Raw genomic sequence first — 15,435 nt, 5'->3', positions numbered from 1 at the left:
GTCTCAATATTAAGCCCCGGATTGACGCGGATTGCACGGATGCGCTTAACTCAAGGCATGCACATCCACCTCGGGCCCCGCGCCGGACACTGCCGTTGCCTGCCGTCAACGGCAATCGCAATGTCCGTATATTGTTGAACTATCCGGCTCAATTCCCTCTGTTCCATTCCTCTTGCCCGAAGGACGTCCCATGACGGATCACCGTCTCTCCACCTCAGCGCGTCTGACTCAGCGCCTGACCGACCGACGCCTCGACCGCCGCTCGGTACTGAGCCTCGGTCTCGGTTTCGGCACTCTGCTCACCCTCAGCGCCTGCACTCCCCATGACTCAGGTTCCTTGGCCGAGGGCGAACCCGTCCGCGGCGGGGTGCTCACCTACTTCGAACCCCAGACCTGGACTCTGCTCTACCCGCCGTCGGTCGGCTTCTACCCCAACGGCGGAATCATGAACAACATCTCGGCACGCCTGCTGTGGCAGGATCCCGAGACCCTCGAGCTCCATCCGTGGCTGGCCACGGACTTGCCGGAGACCGACGCCGACGCCACGACCTACACCTTCACCATCCGCAAGGGCGTGACCTATTCGGACGGTTCGCCGCTGACACCGGAGAATGTGGCGAAGAACTTCGACCTCTTCGGTCGCGGCGACGAAGCCCGCACGCTGCCGGTGTCCGAGCAGATCTCGAACTATGAACGCAGCGAAGTCCTCGACGGAAATCGGGTCCGGTTCCACTTCTCCGCCCCCTCCCCTGGTTTCGCGCAGGCGACGTCGACGATGAACGCGGGGCTGCTCGCCGATTCCACTCTCGACCTCGACGCCGAAGGCTTCGGCCCGGGCGGAGCCACGCAGATCCACACCTGCGGGCCCTTCCACATCACTGACGAGACCATCGGCACGAAGCTCTCCGTCCGTGCCCGCGAGGACTACGACTGGGCGCCCCCGCACCTGAAGCATCAGGGCCGGGCCCACCTCGACGGCATCGACTACCTGACGAACAACGAATACTCCGTGCGCATCGGAGCCGTGCTCTCCGGGCAGGCAGACGGCGTCCGTGATGTCCAGGCACCGGATGAGTCGCGTGTCACCGAACAGGGGCTGCGCCTCTATGCGAAGGCGACGAACGGAATCAACAACAGCATCAACTTCCGGTTCCGCCACGACCTGCTGGGCGACATCGACGTCCGGCGAGCGCTCATCGCCGCCATCGATCGACAGGAGATCGTCGACAAGCTCTTCACCCCGAACTACCCGCTGGCCACCGGCCTGCTGGCCAAGGGCGCCATGGGCTACACCGACCAGTCCGGATCATGGGACTTCGACCCGGACAAGGCGAACCGCCTCCTCGACCAGGCCGGCTGGAGCGAGCGCAACGGGCAGGGCTACCGCGTCAAGGACGGAACTCCGCTGGCGCTGACGGTGAATATCGCACTGCCGCAGCCGCGGTCGAACGAGGTCCAGACCCTCATCCAACAGCAGCTGCGCCGCGTGGGGGTACGCCTGTCGATCAACCCCGGGGACCAGTCGAAGCAGACGCTCGACGCCCTCGAACTCGACACCGTGCAGATCTACCACTCGATGGTCGCCCGCGCCGACTTCGACAATCTGCGCTCGAACTACTCCTCGGTCAATCGCGACGTCTTCCTCAACGGAGTCGACCGCGCGGACGCCGACGACGATTCGGTCGACCCGAAGATCGACGAACTCCTCGAAACGCTGGCGTCCGAACCGAACCATGAGAAACGGCAGGAGGCCGCCGAGGCGGTCCAGAACTACCTCGTCGACCAGGCCTATGTGCTGCCGTTCTTCGAAGAACCACAGGTCTTCGCATTCCGCCGCCGCGTCCACGGCTTCACCACCGAACCCGTGGGCCGCCCCGACTTCTACAGCACCTGGCTGGCAGGAGAGAAATGATCCTCGACACCCGCTACCTCCTCCTGCGCCTGGGCCAGGCGGTCCTCGTGCTGCTGCTCGCGTTCACCGCGGCATTCATCCTGCTCAGCCTCATCCCCGGAGACGGCGTCACCGCCCGCTTCGCCGATCCCGCACTGGGCCTGTCCAACGACCAGATCGCCGAGATCCGAAACGCCACCGGCGCCGACGACTCCTGGTTCGGCAAGTACCTCACCAGCCTCACCGGGTTCCTCACCGGCGACTTCGGCTATTCGGTCCAGACCGGCGCGGCCGTGTCGACGAGCATCGCTGCGGCTCTGCCGTCGACCGCAGTGCTCGCGGCCTCCGGGTTCGTCACCGCCCTCGTCCTCGCCGTGATCATCGCCGTCTTCGCCACCTTCGGACCGTCCACCGGGCCGACTGCTCGGGTGCGCCGGATCCTCGACTCGGTGCCCAGTCTGTTCATCTCCATCCCGGTGTTCTGGCTCGGAATCCTGCTCATCCAGGTCTTCTCCTTCCAGCTCGGCGTCGTCTCCGTCGTCAATCCCGGCCCCGCCGAAGCGCTCGTGCTGCCGACCCTGACCGTGGCGGTTCCGCTCTCGGCCCCGATCGCCCAGGTGCTCATCCGCTCCATCACCGAGGTGCAGGCCTCCGGCTTCGTCAAGGTCACCACCGCGAAGGGCGCCTCCGAACTGTGGATCCTCGTCCACACCGTCGCCCGCAATGCGGTGCTGCCGGGGCTGACGATCATCGGGCTCGTCTTCGGCGAACTCGTCGCCGGCGCCGTGGTCACCGAAACCGTGTTCGGCCGCAACGGCATCGGGCTGATCACCGCCCAGGCCGTCACCCACCGGGACAATCCGATCCTGCTGGCCGTCGTGGTCATCGCCACCTTCGGCTACGTCATCATCAATCTCGCAGTCGACCTTCTCTATCCCGTCATCGACGTCCGTCTGCGCACGAAACGCAGCACCGCCTCGGCGGGCAGGCCACTGCGCAGCCACGACGAACCGACACGTCGCGCTCTCACGGCATCCGCGGCCAGCGTCGGCGTCGACCTCGACTGGGATGACGAGACGAAGGAGAAGAACTCATGAGCATCGTCTTCACCCGCGGCCAGGTCACCGAGTCCCGGCGCGCACGCGGCGGCCGGGCACGCGCCGCGATCACCCCGGCCACCATCGCCTCCGCTCTGGTCCTGCTCATCGCCATCGCCTGGGCGCTGTTCCCCGGTCTCTTCACCCACTACGATCCCAACGACGGCGGAAACACCCCTGCCCTTCTGGCCCCGAGCCTCGAGCATTGGTTCGGCACCGACCAGACCGGCCGCGATGCCTTCACCCGAGTCGTCTACGGCGCCTCCCAGTCCCTGCTGGCCGCGCTCGTGGCCGTCGGGGTCGGGCTCATCGTCGGCACCACGATCGGACTCATCGCCGGCACCCGCCGCGGACTCGTCGACGATGTGCTCATGCGCCTGATCGACGTGCTGCTGTCCATCCCCGCGATCCTGCTCAGCCTCTCGATCGTCGTCGTCCTGGGATTCGGCACGATCAACGCGGCCATCGCCGTCGGGGTCACGGCCATCGCCCAGTTCGCCCGTCTCGCCCGGTCGCAGGCGGTGCAGGTCAATACGAGCGACTTCGTGGCCGCTGCCTACGGCTCCGGCGGCACCTTCTTCACCGTCCTCGTCCGCCATATCCTCCCGAATTCGATCTCGCCCGTGCTGTCCTTGGCGGTCCTCCAGGTCGGTTCGGCGATCCTGCAGATCTCCACGCTCGGGTTCCTCGGCTACGGCACCCCGCCGCCCACCCCCGAATGGGGCCTCATCATCGCTGAAGGCCGCAATTTCGTCGCCACCGCCTGGTGGCTGACAGTGCTGCCCGGCCTCGTGGTCATGGCCATCGTGCTCGCCACCCACCAGATCGGCAACACCCTGCGAAAGGTGACATCATGACCGACTCCTCACTGCTGCGCATCGACGGCCTGTCCGTCGAATACTCCCACCGAGGCGGCTCCGCGGCACCGGCCGTGAGCGAGCTCGATCTCGCGGTCCGTCCCGGTTCGATGACCGCCGTGGTCGGCGAGTCAGGTTCGGGGAAGTCGACGACGGCGAACGCCGTCATCGGTCTCCTTCCCTCCTCGGCCAGGGTCGCGGCCGGGCGGATCCGCCTCGGCGAGGTTGATCTGCTCAGCCTGGGCACCTCCGGTTGGCGCGGTGTGCGCGGTTCCCAGATCGGCTATGTCCCGCAGGACCCGGGGTCCTCGCTCAATCCGCTGCAGACGATCGGGAAATCCGTCGCCGAGGCGCTGCGCATCCACCGTCGCGCGGGCCGCGCCGAGGCTCGCGCCCAGGTCGTCGAGCTGCTGGACCGGGTCGGCATCGACCAGCCGGAGAAGCGGGCCGATCAGTTCCCGCACGAGCTCTCGGGCGGGATGCGGCAGCGTGTGCTCATCGCTGCGGCCATCGCGCTGCGTCCGCGCCTGCTCATCGCCGATGAACCCACTTCCGCCCTCGACGTCACCGTCCAGAAGCAGGTGCTCGACCTCCTCGACGAACTGCGCACCGAGACCGGGATGGGCATCCTCTTCATCACCCATGATCTCGCCGTCGCCGGTGAACGCGCCGACGAGGTCGTGGTCATGCAGGGCGGGCGCATCGTCGAAACGGGGCCGGCCGGACGGGTCTTCTCCGACCCGGCCACCGATTACACCACCCGTCTCATCGCCGATGCTCCCGCACTGCAGACAAAGGCACGAACTGCCCGCGCCGAGGCGACCAGGGAGTCCACAGACCCGTTCGTCTCCGTCGAATCGCTCACCCATGTCTTCGACCGTACGGATGATCGGATCACCGGCATCGAGGGTGTGGACTTCACCGTCGCGCGCGGGACCACGCACGGTCTCGTCGGCGAGTCCGGCTCGGGCAAGACCACCACGGGCAAGGCGCTGTCCGGGTTCCTCACCCCGCAGTCCGGGCATGTGCGCATCGGCGACTTCGATGCTGCGGAGCTCGGACGCGGTCGTCCCTCACGGCAGCGGCTGCGGGAGTTCCGGCGCACCGTGCAGCTCGTCCATCAGAACCCGTTCTCCGCTCTCGATCCCAAGCATTCGATCCGGTCGACGCTGACGGAGCCGCTGCGCAACTTCCGCCTCGGCGATCGCGCCTCCCGACCGCGGCTCGTGACCGAAGCGATGGACCGGGTGGCGCTGCCTGCCGACTTCCTCGATCGGCGTCCCGCCGAACTCTCCGGCGGACAGCTGCAGCGAGTGGCGATCGCCCGCGCCCTCATCGTCGAACCCGAACTCGTCGTCTTCGACGAAGCCGTCTCCGCTCTCGACGTGACCGTGCAGGCGCAGATCCTCACCCTGCTCGACGAGCTCCAGCAGGAACTCGGTCTGACCTACGTCTTCATCACCCATGATCTCGCCGTCGTCCGCCAGATCGCTGATACGGTGTCCGTGATGTCGCACGGACACCTCGTCGACGACGGCGCGACCGAAGAGATCTTCACTCGCCCCCGCTCTGTCTACACACGCACTCTGCTCGAGGCGATCCCCCGTCCCGCGACGCTGTCGGTCAATGCAGCGCCTGCGAACAATCGACCGGCAACCCCGACCCTGCTCACCGCAGCAGCAGAAAGCTGAGAACCATGACCCCTCAATCCACCGGCACTCAGGCCACCGACGCTCAGGCAACCGGACCGAAGCTCGGATTCTTCACCCGCCTGCTCGAAGACGCCCCAGCCGCAGACCGCTATCGCTTCGCCCTCGAACAGATCGAGGCAGCCGAGGACTTCGGCTTCCATTCGGCCTGGGTCGCCCAGCACCACTTCTCCGCGGCCGAGGGCGGACTGCCCTCCCCGCTCGTCTTCCTCTCCCACGCCGCTGCCCGCACCACCCGGATCAATTTGGGCACCGCGATCATCACCCTGCCGATGGAGAATGCCGTGCGCGTGGCCGAAGACGCCGCCGTCCTCGACGAACTCTCCGACGGTCGCCTCGAGATCGGGCTGGGTTCGGGCGGGAACCCGAAGTCGTTCCCCGCCTTCGGCACGAGCTTCGATGAGCGTCGTGAGGTCTTCGCCGACAATCTCGCGACCCTGCGCACACTGTTCTCAGGCGACCGGCTGCCCACCGACCACGGTCTCTACCCTGCTCCCGCGGGGCAGCGTCCGAGCCTCGAGCGACGACTGTGGCAGGCGACGTTCTCCTCAGGCGGTGCCGGTGCGGCCGGGGCTGCCGGTGACGGTCTCATGCTCTCGCGGACCCAGCCGCGGCCCCAGGACAATCCGGCGGCACGCCTCGACGAGGTGCAGCTGCCGGTCATCGACAACTATCTCTCCCAGCTGCCCGCGGGGGCCGAACCGCGCGTCCTCGCCTCCCGCACCGCCGTGGTCGCCGACGCAGAGGATCTGCCCCGGCTGCGCGAGATCACCGAGCCAGCGCTGCGGGCCGAGGCCGACCGCCTCGTCGGCTATGACACCTCGTCACTGACCCTCGATGAGCTCCTCATCGCCACCGACACCTACCTCGGCACGCCCGAGCAGGTGAGCGAACGCCTGCAGCATGACCGCGTCCTCGACCGGGCCACCGACGTCAGCTTCCAGGTGCACTCGGTTCCGGCGACGAACGAGACCGCTCTGCGGTCCATCGAACTGCTGGCCACCGAGGTGGCCCCCGCCCTCGGGTTCTCCGTGACCAAGGAGAAGGTGCACTGAGATGCCAGATATCATCAACCTCCTCGCCGGAATCGCGGCGAACGATCCTCTCGATGAGCTGCGCGGCCACCGGGCACAGGCGAAGGAGAACGCGCAGCTGAGCTTCGAGGCTCTGCTCGAACCCGCCGATCCGAAGAGCGTGAGCTTCCGCGACCGTTATGCGGTCGCCGCGTTCACCGCGGGTCTGCTCGGTTCCGCGCGGGCCGAGGAGTTCTACCGTGATCTCCTGCGTGACGAAGACGAGTCCGTGTCCTGGGCGGTCGCCGAACTCCTCGACGAGGCGACTGCGCCGGCCGGCACCGCTGGTCCCTACGGAATCTTCGAATCCGCAGCGTTAGCTGAGGAGAACGTTCCCGGGCCGTGGTTGACTGCCGCCGGGGCGACGGCGAAGAGACTCGGTGAGAAGCTGACGGCAGGACTCGAATTCGCTCATCTTCTCGTCCTCCATCCGCGCGACAGCCGCCCGGGTCACCTGGCACTTCTGCTCGAGGCGGGTTGGGACGAGGACGGCATCGTCACTCTCGCTCAGCTCGTGTCGTTCCTCAACTTCCAGATCCGCATCAGCACCGGACTCGCCGTACTCACCGATGCGGCCTCTGCGACTCAAGCCCCGGCCGACGCCGCCCCGTCCTCACACGAGGCCGACGACAGCCCCACCTCGGCGAGGGCGGAGCAGGCACTGCGAGACGTCGGGGACCAGGTGAAGACGTATCCGGATCTCCACCGTCCCGAACTGTTCCAACAGGGCGGGCTCGGATGGGTGCCGTGGATCGCGCCCGTCGCCGAGGCGGACCTCAGCGACGTCCAACGGGATGCGCTCGTCGAGGCGGGACGGGCGAAGAACCCCTACTTCCGGCTGCTCGCACGCGATCCTGCCGCGCTCAAGGCACGGACCCTGACCGACTTCGACATCTTCTTCAACACCACCGACGGGCTCGGCCGGGCCGAACGCGAACTCGCTGCGACCGCAGCCTCGCGGCTCAACGGGTGCCTGTTCTGTGCGTCGGTCCACGCCGATCGGGCCACCGAGGAATCCGGGCGTCGGGACGTTGTCCAGCGCCTCCTCGACGACGGAATCGGCACGCAGAGCCACCTCGGCGATCAGGTGTGGGACGCCGTCGTCGACGCCTCGGTCGCGCTCACCCTGACCCCGCAGGCCTTCGGAACCCAGAACGTGAAGGAACTGCGTGCGGCGGGTCTGGAAGACGGCGACATCATCGACGCACTCAGCTGTGCCGCCTTCTTCAATTGGGCGAACCGGCTGATGCTCTCCCTCGGCGAACCCGAGGTGCTGAAGTAGGCCTCAGCCAACGTCCATGAGCGTCGAGCGGATGATGAAGCGGTTTCCCGTCGGTGATTCGACGCTGAAGCCGCTCCCCCTGCCCGGCACCACATCGATCGTCAGATGCGTGTGCTTCCAGTACTCGAACTGCTCCGTCGACATCCAGAAGTCCAGTCCGGCCTTCTCGGCATCGTCGATGGGCAGGTCGAAGTGACCGAGCAGCACATCGGCTTCCGAGGTGAGGAAGTCGCCTTCGGGGAAGCACATGGGCGACGAGCCGTCACAACAGCCGCCGGACTGGTGGAACATGAGCTGTCCGTGTTTGTCGACGAGTCCGGCGAGCAGGTCGATGGCGGCCTGAGTCATCGCCACTCGCGATTTCTCTTCGCCCTCGATCGTCGGTGTCGATTCGAGGGCGGCTGTTTCGGCTGTTTCACTCATCAGAAGAATCCTTGTGCATTTTCGGAGTAGCTGACCAGCAGGTTCTTCGTCTGCTGGTAGTGGTCGAGCATCATCTTGTGGTTCTCACGTCCGATGCCCGAGGACTTGTATCCGCCGAACGCGGCGTGGGCCGGGTAGGCGTGGTAGTTGTTCACCCAGACGCGGCCGGCCTGGATGTCGCGTCCGGCCCGGTAGGCGGTGTTGCCGGTGCGAGCCCAGACTCCGGCGCCGAGGCCGTAGAGGGTGTCATTGGCAGTGGCGATGGCGTCGTCGTAGTCGGAGAACGAGGTCAGCGCCACGACGGGTCCGAAGATCTCCTCCTGGAAGATGCGCATCTTGTTCGTGCCCTTGAAGATCGTCGGCTGGATGTAGAACCCACCGGCAAGGTCACCGTCGAGTTCGGCTTTGTCGCCGCCGATGAGCACCTCGGCGCCTTCGTCCTTTCCGATCTTGAGATAGGACATGATCTTCTCGAACTGGTCGTTCGAGGCCTGTGCGCCGACCTGGGTGTCGGTGTCGAGGGGGTTGCCCTGCTTGATGGAGCCGACGCGTTCGACGCCGGCGGCGACGAAGTCGTCGAAGATCGAGTCCTGGACGAGCGCACGCGACGGGCAGGTGCAGACCTCGCCCTGGTTGAGAGCGAACATCGCGAAGCCCTCAAGTGCTTTGTCCCGGTAGCTGTCGTCGGCGGCCATGACGTCGTCGAAGAAGATGTTCGGTGACTTTCCGCCGAGCTCCAGGGTGACCGGGATGATGTTCTGCGAGGCGTACTGCATGATGAGGCGGCCGGTCGTCGTCTCACCGGTGAAGGCGATCTTGCGGATGCGTTTGTTAGACGCGAGCGGCTTGCCGGCTTCGACGCCGAATCCGTTGATGATGTTGAGGACGCCGGGAGGCAGCAGGTCGCCGATGAGTTCGGCGAGGACGAGGATCGACGCCGGGGTCTGCTCGGCGGGTTTGAGGACCACGCAGTTGCCTGCGGCGAGCGCCGGAGCGAGCTTCCAGGTGGCCATGAGCAGTGGGAAGTTCCAGGGAATGATCTGTCCGACCACGCCGAGGGGCTCGTGGAAGTGGTAGGCGACGGTGTCGTCGTCGATCTGGGAGACGCCGCCTTCCTGCGCCCGGATGGCCGAGGCGAAGTAGCGGAAGTGGTCGACGGCCAGCGGCAGGTCCGCAGCCAGCGGTTCGCGGATTCCCTTGCCGTTGTCCCAGGTCTCGGCGACGGCGAGCATCTCGAGGTTGGATTCGATGCGGTCGGCGATCTTGAGCAGGATGTTCGACCGTTCGGCGACGGAGGTCTTGCCCCAGGCCGGTGCCGCCGCCCATGCGGCGTCGAGTGCGGTTTCGACATCGTCGGCGGTGGAGCTGGGGATCTCGGTGAATGCCTGTCCGGTGACGGGAGTGATGTTCTCGAAGTAGTTGCCGTCCTTCGGCGGTACCCACTCTCCTCCGATGTAGTTCTCATAACGGGGCTTGAACGTGACGAGCGCGCCGTCGGTACCGGGTGCTGAGTAGACTGCCATGACACTCCTTCGTGTGAGTCCATCCACCCCACAACACGTGCCTCGTCCGATGGCGGTCGGAGGCGCGGAGCGGATGTGTCCGTGTCCTCTCACCTTAGGTCGGAACCCGGGTGCGGACAATAGCCGTTGAGGGAGTTCGCAGGGACAGTCGTTCGCAGTCTCACCCCACCGGCTTCACCATGATCAGGCAGGGCGTGTCCGCTCCCCACAGGTCGGTCTCCTCCAGAGGCAGGAAGCCCATCTTCTCGTAGAAGTGACGGGTCCGTGCATAGTTCAGATCGTCCTTCGACGGGCCCAAGGTCTTCACTTCGAGCAGCCGCGCCCCACGGGTCCGAACATCCTCGGTGATGGCTTCGATCATCGCAGTCCCGACTCCCCCGCCGTGGACGGAGCGGTCGACGACGGTGAGATGGATTTCGCTGGTCTGCGGGAAATGATGCGTCACCAGCGTGGCTCCGACGACTTGGCCATGTTCGTCGCGGACAGTCCACGTTTCCATGCGGCGCGCGTCGTCGATGTATTCGGCGTTGGATTCGGGTCTGCCGAACCATTCCGGCACGGTTGCGAGCAGCCGTTCCACATCGTCGGGGACGGCATCGTCGCGCTGAGCTCTCCAGTCGGCTTCAGTCATGGGCTCCACCCTAGACTCGGCATCGATGCTCCGGTACCCCGTTGCTAGACTCAGCCCCATGAGCGAGCCCGAATCCCCCGTCCTCCGACTGATCCCCTATCTCGCGGCGATCACCGTCACGGTCTTCGCCACACTGTCCGTGGTCGGCACCGGGGAGTCCAACCTGCTCGTCACGCTCGTCGTCGCTGCAGTCGGCTATTTCGGCACATATTTCATCGTCAAGCTCATCATCCACGCACTCGTCACCCGTATCGGTTCCGACAGCCGCGACGACCACGACTGACAGTCGGCCAGCCGCTCCTACTTCTTCGCCTGCGCCGGGACGACGACCTTGCGGATGATGATGAGCGCCGAGGCGGCCACCGGCACCGCGACCACCGCACCGAGCACACCGCCTAAGGTTCCACCGGCGATGGCGGCGATGATGACGAGGGCTCCGGGCACGTCGACCGCGGCGTTCATGATCCGCGGGCTGAGCAGATACGCCTCGACCTGCATGTACACGAGGTAGTAGATGCCTGCAGTGATGCCCAGCCCGGGCGAGACCATGAGACAGGAAGCGGTGATGATGATCGAACCGGTGATCGGACCGACCAGGGGAATGAGCGAGGACAGGAACGCCACGAACGCCAGCAGCGCCGGCAGCGGGGCACCGATGATGGTGAGGAAGATCGCCGAACACACGCCGTTGATGACGCCCAAGGACACCTGACCGAGGACGTAGCGTCCGATGGATCGGGTGACCTCCTCGGTGACGGATTCGACGGTCGGCCGCGATGAGGCCGCGACCAGGGAGAACATCGCGGATTTGATCGTCGGCATGGACACCGCGAAGTAGATGGTGAGGATGACGACGATGATCACGCCAGTGAGGAAGCTCAAGATCCCCGCCCCGATCGACACGACGCCGCCGCCGAGCGAGAGCACATTCTTCGGGTCCGAAGCCCATGCCGAAATGTTGGCGAACACCGCATCGATGTCGATCGCGCCGGTGAACTGCTCCTCGAGCTCCGTCACCCACCCGGTCGTCGCGAGGTTCCCCACGATCCCGGGCAGATCGGCGACGAACGTCTGGATCTGACTGATCACGGCCGGGGCGATGAGCAGCGCGGCGCCGACGACGATGAGGATGAAGGCCACGATGACGATGAGCACCGACAGTGACCGCGGCACCTTCCGATCGACGAACCACTGCACGATCGGTTCGAGACCGAGCGCGAGGAACAGCGCCAGACCGATGTAGATGATCACGGTCGCCACGGACTGCAGCGCCGTCATCACCACGATCGCCAACCCCACGCCCAAGGCGCCGGTGAAACCGAGCCGGAACGCGCTGTTGAGTGTGAGGGACTTGCCCTGCCCAGTGCCCATGGAAACCAGTGTAACCAGCGATCATGCACTGTTCGGCTGACTCACGTTAGGATCGGAGCGAACCCTCAACCGCTAAGAAAGTGAATCGTCGAGAATGAGCGCAGATCCGAACGGCATCGATGTCTGGGAAGCGTTCCTCGACCCACAGACCGACTATTCGCTGCCCGACTTCGCGGCGGTCACCCCGGAGACGCTGCTGACCGCGGTTCACACAGCCACCGATTTCGCACGCGCCGAGGTGGCTGCGATCGTCGCCGATGACGCCGAGTCCACGTTCTTCTCCACCACCGTGAGGTTCGAATCCGCGTCCGTGCCGATGACCCGCATCGCCTCCGTCGCCGCAGCCATCGAATCGAATCATCTGCGTCCCGAACTCACCGACGCCATCGGCGAGACCTGGGAACTCCTGTCGGCCGCCGAGACCGAGCTCCTGCTCAACGTCGACCTCTTCCACCGCATCGAACAGGTCTCGGTCTCCGACCTCAACCCCGAGGACAAACGTCAGCACGAACTGACCATCGATCACTTCGTGCGTGCGGGAGCCCGCCTCGGCGAGGACGAACGAGCGCAGATGGCCACGATCGCGGGCGAACTGACCACGCTGGAGAACTCCTTCTCCCGTGCCCTGCAGCTCGATACGCGCGAGTTGGCTGTGCACGTCAGCGAAGCCGAGTCCCTGGCCGGAATGAATGACGATCAGATCGCGGCGGCGGAGAGTCGTGCCGCCGATCGCGGCGTCGACGGCTACCTGCTGCCCTTGAACAACTTCACCCAACAGGGTGTGCTCGAGTCCTTGAACTCAGCACAGACGCGTCGGCACGTGCTGAACAACTCGATGGCGCGCGGATCCCGCGGCGGCGACGGCGACACCCGCACCCAGGTGGCAGACACCACGGCGCTGCGTGCACTGAAGGCGCATCTGCTCGGATACCCCTCCTACTCGTCGTTCGCCATCGACAATCAGACCGCCGGCAACCCCGATGCGGCCGCCGATATCGTCTCCTCCCTCATCAGTCCCGCGAACGCCCAACTCGATGAGGAGCTGGCACAGGTCAAGCAGCGCTACGACCTCGAGGACGTCGCAGCCGAAGACGTCAAGTACTACCTCGCGAAGTACCGCGCCGACGAGTTCGGCATCGACCCCGACGAGGTGGCCAAGTACTTCGAATTCGACACCGTCCTCACCGAAGGCGTCTTCCGGGCCGCCACCGGCCTGTACGGAATCACCTTCGCCCCCTACGAGGGTGTCACTGCTTGGCATGAGGACGTCCGCGTCTATGAAGTCACCGACGTCAACGAACGTCACCTGGGACTCATCCTCATCGACCCGTATTCCAGGGATACGAAGCGCGGCGGAGCCTGGATGGACCAGCTGGTTCCCGCCTCCCGGCTGACCGGGCTGCTGCCGGTCGTCACCCTCTCGCTCAACCTCGCCAAGCCCGGTCCGGGTCGGCCCACTCTGCTCAATCCGACCGAGCTGACGACGTTCTTCCACGAATTCGGCCACGTCCTCCACGGGCTCTTCGCGAACTCCACCTACCCCTCGACGGCAGGAACCGCCGTCCCCCGCGACTATGTCGAGTTCCCGTCCCAGCTCAATGAGATGTGGCGTTTCCACCCGCAGGTCCTCCCCCACTTCGCCAAGCACGTCGACACGGGTGAGCCGATGCCGGCCGAACTCGTCGACGCACTCGTCGCCTCGGAGAAGTTCGGGCAGGGCTTCGACACGATCGAATATCTCGCCGCTGCCATGCTCGACCTGTCCTGGCATTCGCTCGAGGCCGGAGAGCACATCACCGAGGTGCTGTCCTTCGAATCGGAGGTGCTCGCCGCGGCCGGGTTCTCCCCGCTCGTGCCGCCGCGCTATCGGTCGACGTATTTCGGTCACATCTTCGCCTCCGGGTATGCGGCCGGCTACTACTCCTACCTCTACTCCGAAGTCATCGCCGCCTGGGTGAGCGAATGGTTCGAGTCCCAGGGCGGACTCAACCGAGAAGCCGGAGATGCCTTCCGCGAAGCCATCCTCGCTCCCGGCTATTCGGTCGACCCGATGGCAGCGATCGAACGCTTCTTCGGCACCCGCCCGGATGTCGCTCCCCTGCTGCGCCGTCGCGGTCTCGCCGAACCCGTCACCGAGGTCGACGACGAGGACGCGGAGGCCACGGCCGAGACCGAGCCCGGAGCCGCCTCGGCGAGGTGGGATCATCCCAACCACGAGGCGGTCGCCGCCGATCTCTCGGCCGCCGGGATCGACCCGCGCATCGAGATCTTCGACGGCTCGACGCCGACGGCGGCCGCGGCGGCCGAAGCGCTGGGCATCGAGGTCGGGGCGATCGCGAACAGCCTCATCTTCTCCTCCGGCGGTGAACCCGTACTCATCATGGCCTCGGGCGCTCACCGGGTCGACACCACGCATGTCGCCGACCTCATCGGCGTCGATTCCCTCGACCGGGCGTCGAAGGAGCTCGTGCGCGAGGCCACGGGGCAGGTCATCGGCGGGGTCGCACCCTGCGGTCACCCGGGCCCGATTCCGACCTATGTCGATGTGTCGCTGAAGGACTATCCTGTTCTCTGGGCCGGCGCGGGGACACCGAATTCGATGGTGCCTCTGACGTACGAGCAGCTGCTCACGGTCACCGGAGGAAAGGAAATCACCGTTGTCGCGCAACAGTCCTGAGTCTGGGCGTTCCGAGTCTGAGTCTGGGCAGCCGGATCGCACCACCGATCCGGCGCACACCACTTCGGCTGCACGATTCGCAGCCTTCGCATCCTCCCGGGGCCGCTACTATGCGGTCTTCCTCGCCGTGTTCTGCGCGGTGCTCATCATCTCGAACATCTCCGCCACGAAGGTCATCGGCTTCGGACCGATCGTCACCGACGGCGGCGCGTTCCTCTTCCCCATCGCTTACATCCTCGGCGATGTGATCAGCGAGGTCTACGGCTTCAAAGCCGCTCGCAAGGCCGTGATCACCGGTTTCGCCCTGCAGCTACTGGCCACCTTCGTCTTCTGGCTCGTGCTCATCTCGCCTCCGGGGCCCGGCTACGAGAACCAGGACGCCTTCGCCGCTGTGCTCGGCTTCTACCCTCGCATCGTCGCGGCCTCCCTCGTCGGCTACTTCGTCGGCCAGCTGCTCAACTCCTGGGTGCTCGTGGCGGTGAAGAAGCGCATGGGCGAGTCGAAGCTGTGGGTGCGTCTGCTCACGTCGACCGGTGTCGGCGAGTTCGTCGACACGCTGCTGTTCTGCATCATCGCATTCGCCGGTGTCATCCCGGGTCTCGACTTCCTCAACTACATCATCGTCGGCTTCGTCTACAAGGTCGCCGTCGAGATCATCTTCCTGCCCGTGACCTACCGGGTCATCAAGCTCGTCAAGCGCCACGAACCCAGCTACGAGCTCGACGCGGCCCGGGCTTAGGCCGACCGGACGCAGTGTGGCCGGCCCCGGACGAAAACTGCTCAGCGGCAAGTGTCATCGAGTTTCGTCACTGGACGCATCGAGTTCCGATCAGGTCATCGGGATAGAACTCGATGCGCTGATCAGAAGTCGATGACTCACCTACGGGCGGAAGCGCGTGGG

13 protein-coding genes are annotated in these 15,435 nt (G+C 65.7%); 9 read left to right on the top strand and 4 right to left on the bottom strand.

The window, feature by feature from the left end; translation table 11 throughout:
- Window positions 1-190: 190 nt before the first annotated feature.
- From ACSBQT_RS13560 to ACSBQT_RS13535, 6 genes are read left to right on the top strand one after another with little or no spacing between them, the layout of a single operon-like run.
- Window positions 191-1,912, top strand: coding sequence for a TIGR04028 family ABC transporter substrate-binding protein (locus ACSBQT_RS13560; protein ID WP_410710821.1), 1,722 nt, complete (start codon window positions 191-193; stop codon window positions 1,910-1,912).
- Window positions 1,909-2,988: an ABC transporter permease gene (locus ACSBQT_RS13555; RefSeq protein ID WP_410710822.1), complete on the top strand. Its 1,080-nt coding sequence runs from the start codon at window positions 1,909-1,911 to the stop codon at window positions 2,986-2,988. Before ACSBQT_RS13560 ends, ACSBQT_RS13555 begins: the two co-directional genes overlap by 4 nt.
- Complete coding sequence (locus tag ACSBQT_RS13550; protein WP_410710823.1) at window positions 2,985-3,845, top strand: ABC transporter permease; 861 nt, start codon at window positions 2,985-2,987, stop codon at window positions 3,843-3,845. Before ACSBQT_RS13555 ends, ACSBQT_RS13550 begins: the two co-directional genes overlap by 4 nt.
- On the top strand, window positions 3,842-5,536 hold the full coding sequence (locus tag ACSBQT_RS13545) for a dipeptide ABC transporter ATP-binding protein (protein WP_410710824.1): 1,695 nt from the start codon (window positions 3,842-3,844) through the stop codon (window positions 5,534-5,536). Before ACSBQT_RS13550 ends, ACSBQT_RS13545 begins: the two co-directional genes overlap by 4 nt.
- A 5-nt stretch (window positions 5,537-5,541) precedes the next feature.
- Window positions 5,542-6,609, top strand: coding sequence for a putative FMN-dependent luciferase-like monooxygenase (locus ACSBQT_RS13540; protein ID WP_435001915.1), 1,068 nt, complete (start codon window positions 5,542-5,544; stop codon window positions 6,607-6,609).
- A gap of 1 nt (window position 6,610) precedes the next feature.
- Window positions 6,611-7,909, top strand: coding sequence for an alkylhydroperoxidase domain protein (locus ACSBQT_RS13535; protein WP_410710826.1), 1,299 nt, complete (start codon window positions 6,611-6,613; stop codon window positions 7,907-7,909).
- A 3-nt stretch (window positions 7,910-7,912) separates the two neighbouring features.
- Here the strand turns inward: ACSBQT_RS13535 and ACSBQT_RS13530 are convergent, their stop codons facing one another.
- The 3 genes from ACSBQT_RS13530 to ACSBQT_RS13520 form a co-directional block, all read right to left on the bottom strand.
- The gene (locus tag ACSBQT_RS13530) at window positions 7,913-8,332 is read right to left on the bottom strand and encodes a DUF779 domain-containing protein (RefSeq protein ID WP_410710827.1); all 420 of its coding nucleotides are present in this window, start codon (window positions 8,330-8,332) and stop codon (window positions 7,913-7,915) included.
- Window positions 8,332-9,855: an acetaldehyde dehydrogenase ExaC gene (exaC, locus tag ACSBQT_RS13525; RefSeq protein ID WP_410710828.1), complete on the bottom strand. Its 1,524-nt coding sequence runs from the start codon at window positions 9,853-9,855 to the stop codon at window positions 8,332-8,334. Before exaC ends, ACSBQT_RS13530 begins: the two co-directional genes overlap by 1 nt.
- Before the next feature lie 160 nt (window positions 9,856-10,015).
- On the bottom strand, window positions 10,016-10,486 hold the full coding sequence (locus ACSBQT_RS13520; RefSeq protein ID WP_410710829.1) for a GNAT family N-acetyltransferase: 471 nt from the start codon (window positions 10,484-10,486) through the stop codon (window positions 10,016-10,018).
- 58 nt (window positions 10,487-10,544) lie between these two features.
- Between ACSBQT_RS13520 and ACSBQT_RS13515 the strand changes: the two genes are divergently transcribed.
- Complete coding sequence (locus tag ACSBQT_RS13515) at window positions 10,545-10,769, top strand: hypothetical protein (RefSeq protein WP_410710830.1); 225 nt, start codon at window positions 10,545-10,547, stop codon at window positions 10,767-10,769.
- Window positions 10,770-10,786: 17 nt separating this feature from the next.
- On the opposite strand, the gene ACSBQT_RS13510 is transcribed toward ACSBQT_RS13515, so the two are convergent.
- Window positions 10,787-11,857 carry an AI-2E family transporter gene (locus ACSBQT_RS13510; protein ID WP_062861148.1) on the bottom strand — a complete coding sequence of 357 codons (1,071 nt, stop codon included), beginning with the start codon at window positions 11,855-11,857 and terminating at the stop codon, window positions 10,787-10,789.
- A gap of 94 nt (window positions 11,858-11,951) precedes the next feature.
- Here ACSBQT_RS13510 and ACSBQT_RS13505 point away from each other — a divergent pair, with 94 nt between their 5' ends.
- Both ACSBQT_RS13505 and ACSBQT_RS13500 read left to right on the top strand, forming a co-directional pair.
- Window positions 11,952-14,534: a M3 family metallopeptidase gene (locus ACSBQT_RS13505; RefSeq protein ID WP_410710831.1), complete on the top strand. Its 2,583-nt coding sequence runs from the start codon at window positions 11,952-11,954 to the stop codon at window positions 14,532-14,534.
- On the top strand, window positions 14,515-15,273 hold the full coding sequence (locus tag ACSBQT_RS13500; RefSeq protein WP_410710832.1) for a queuosine precursor transporter: 759 nt from the start codon (window positions 14,515-14,517) through the stop codon (window positions 15,271-15,273). Before ACSBQT_RS13505 ends, ACSBQT_RS13500 begins: the two co-directional genes overlap by 20 nt.
- The last annotated feature ends 162 nt before the right edge of the window (window positions 15,274-15,435 follow it).

Origin of the sequence: Brevibacterium sp. H602 (assembly GCF_051172395.1) — a bacterium.
Classification (GTDB): Bacteria; Actinomycetota; Actinomycetes; order Actinomycetales; family Brevibacteriaceae; genus Brevibacterium.
This window is presented reverse-complemented; position numbering and strand designations above follow the sequence as displayed.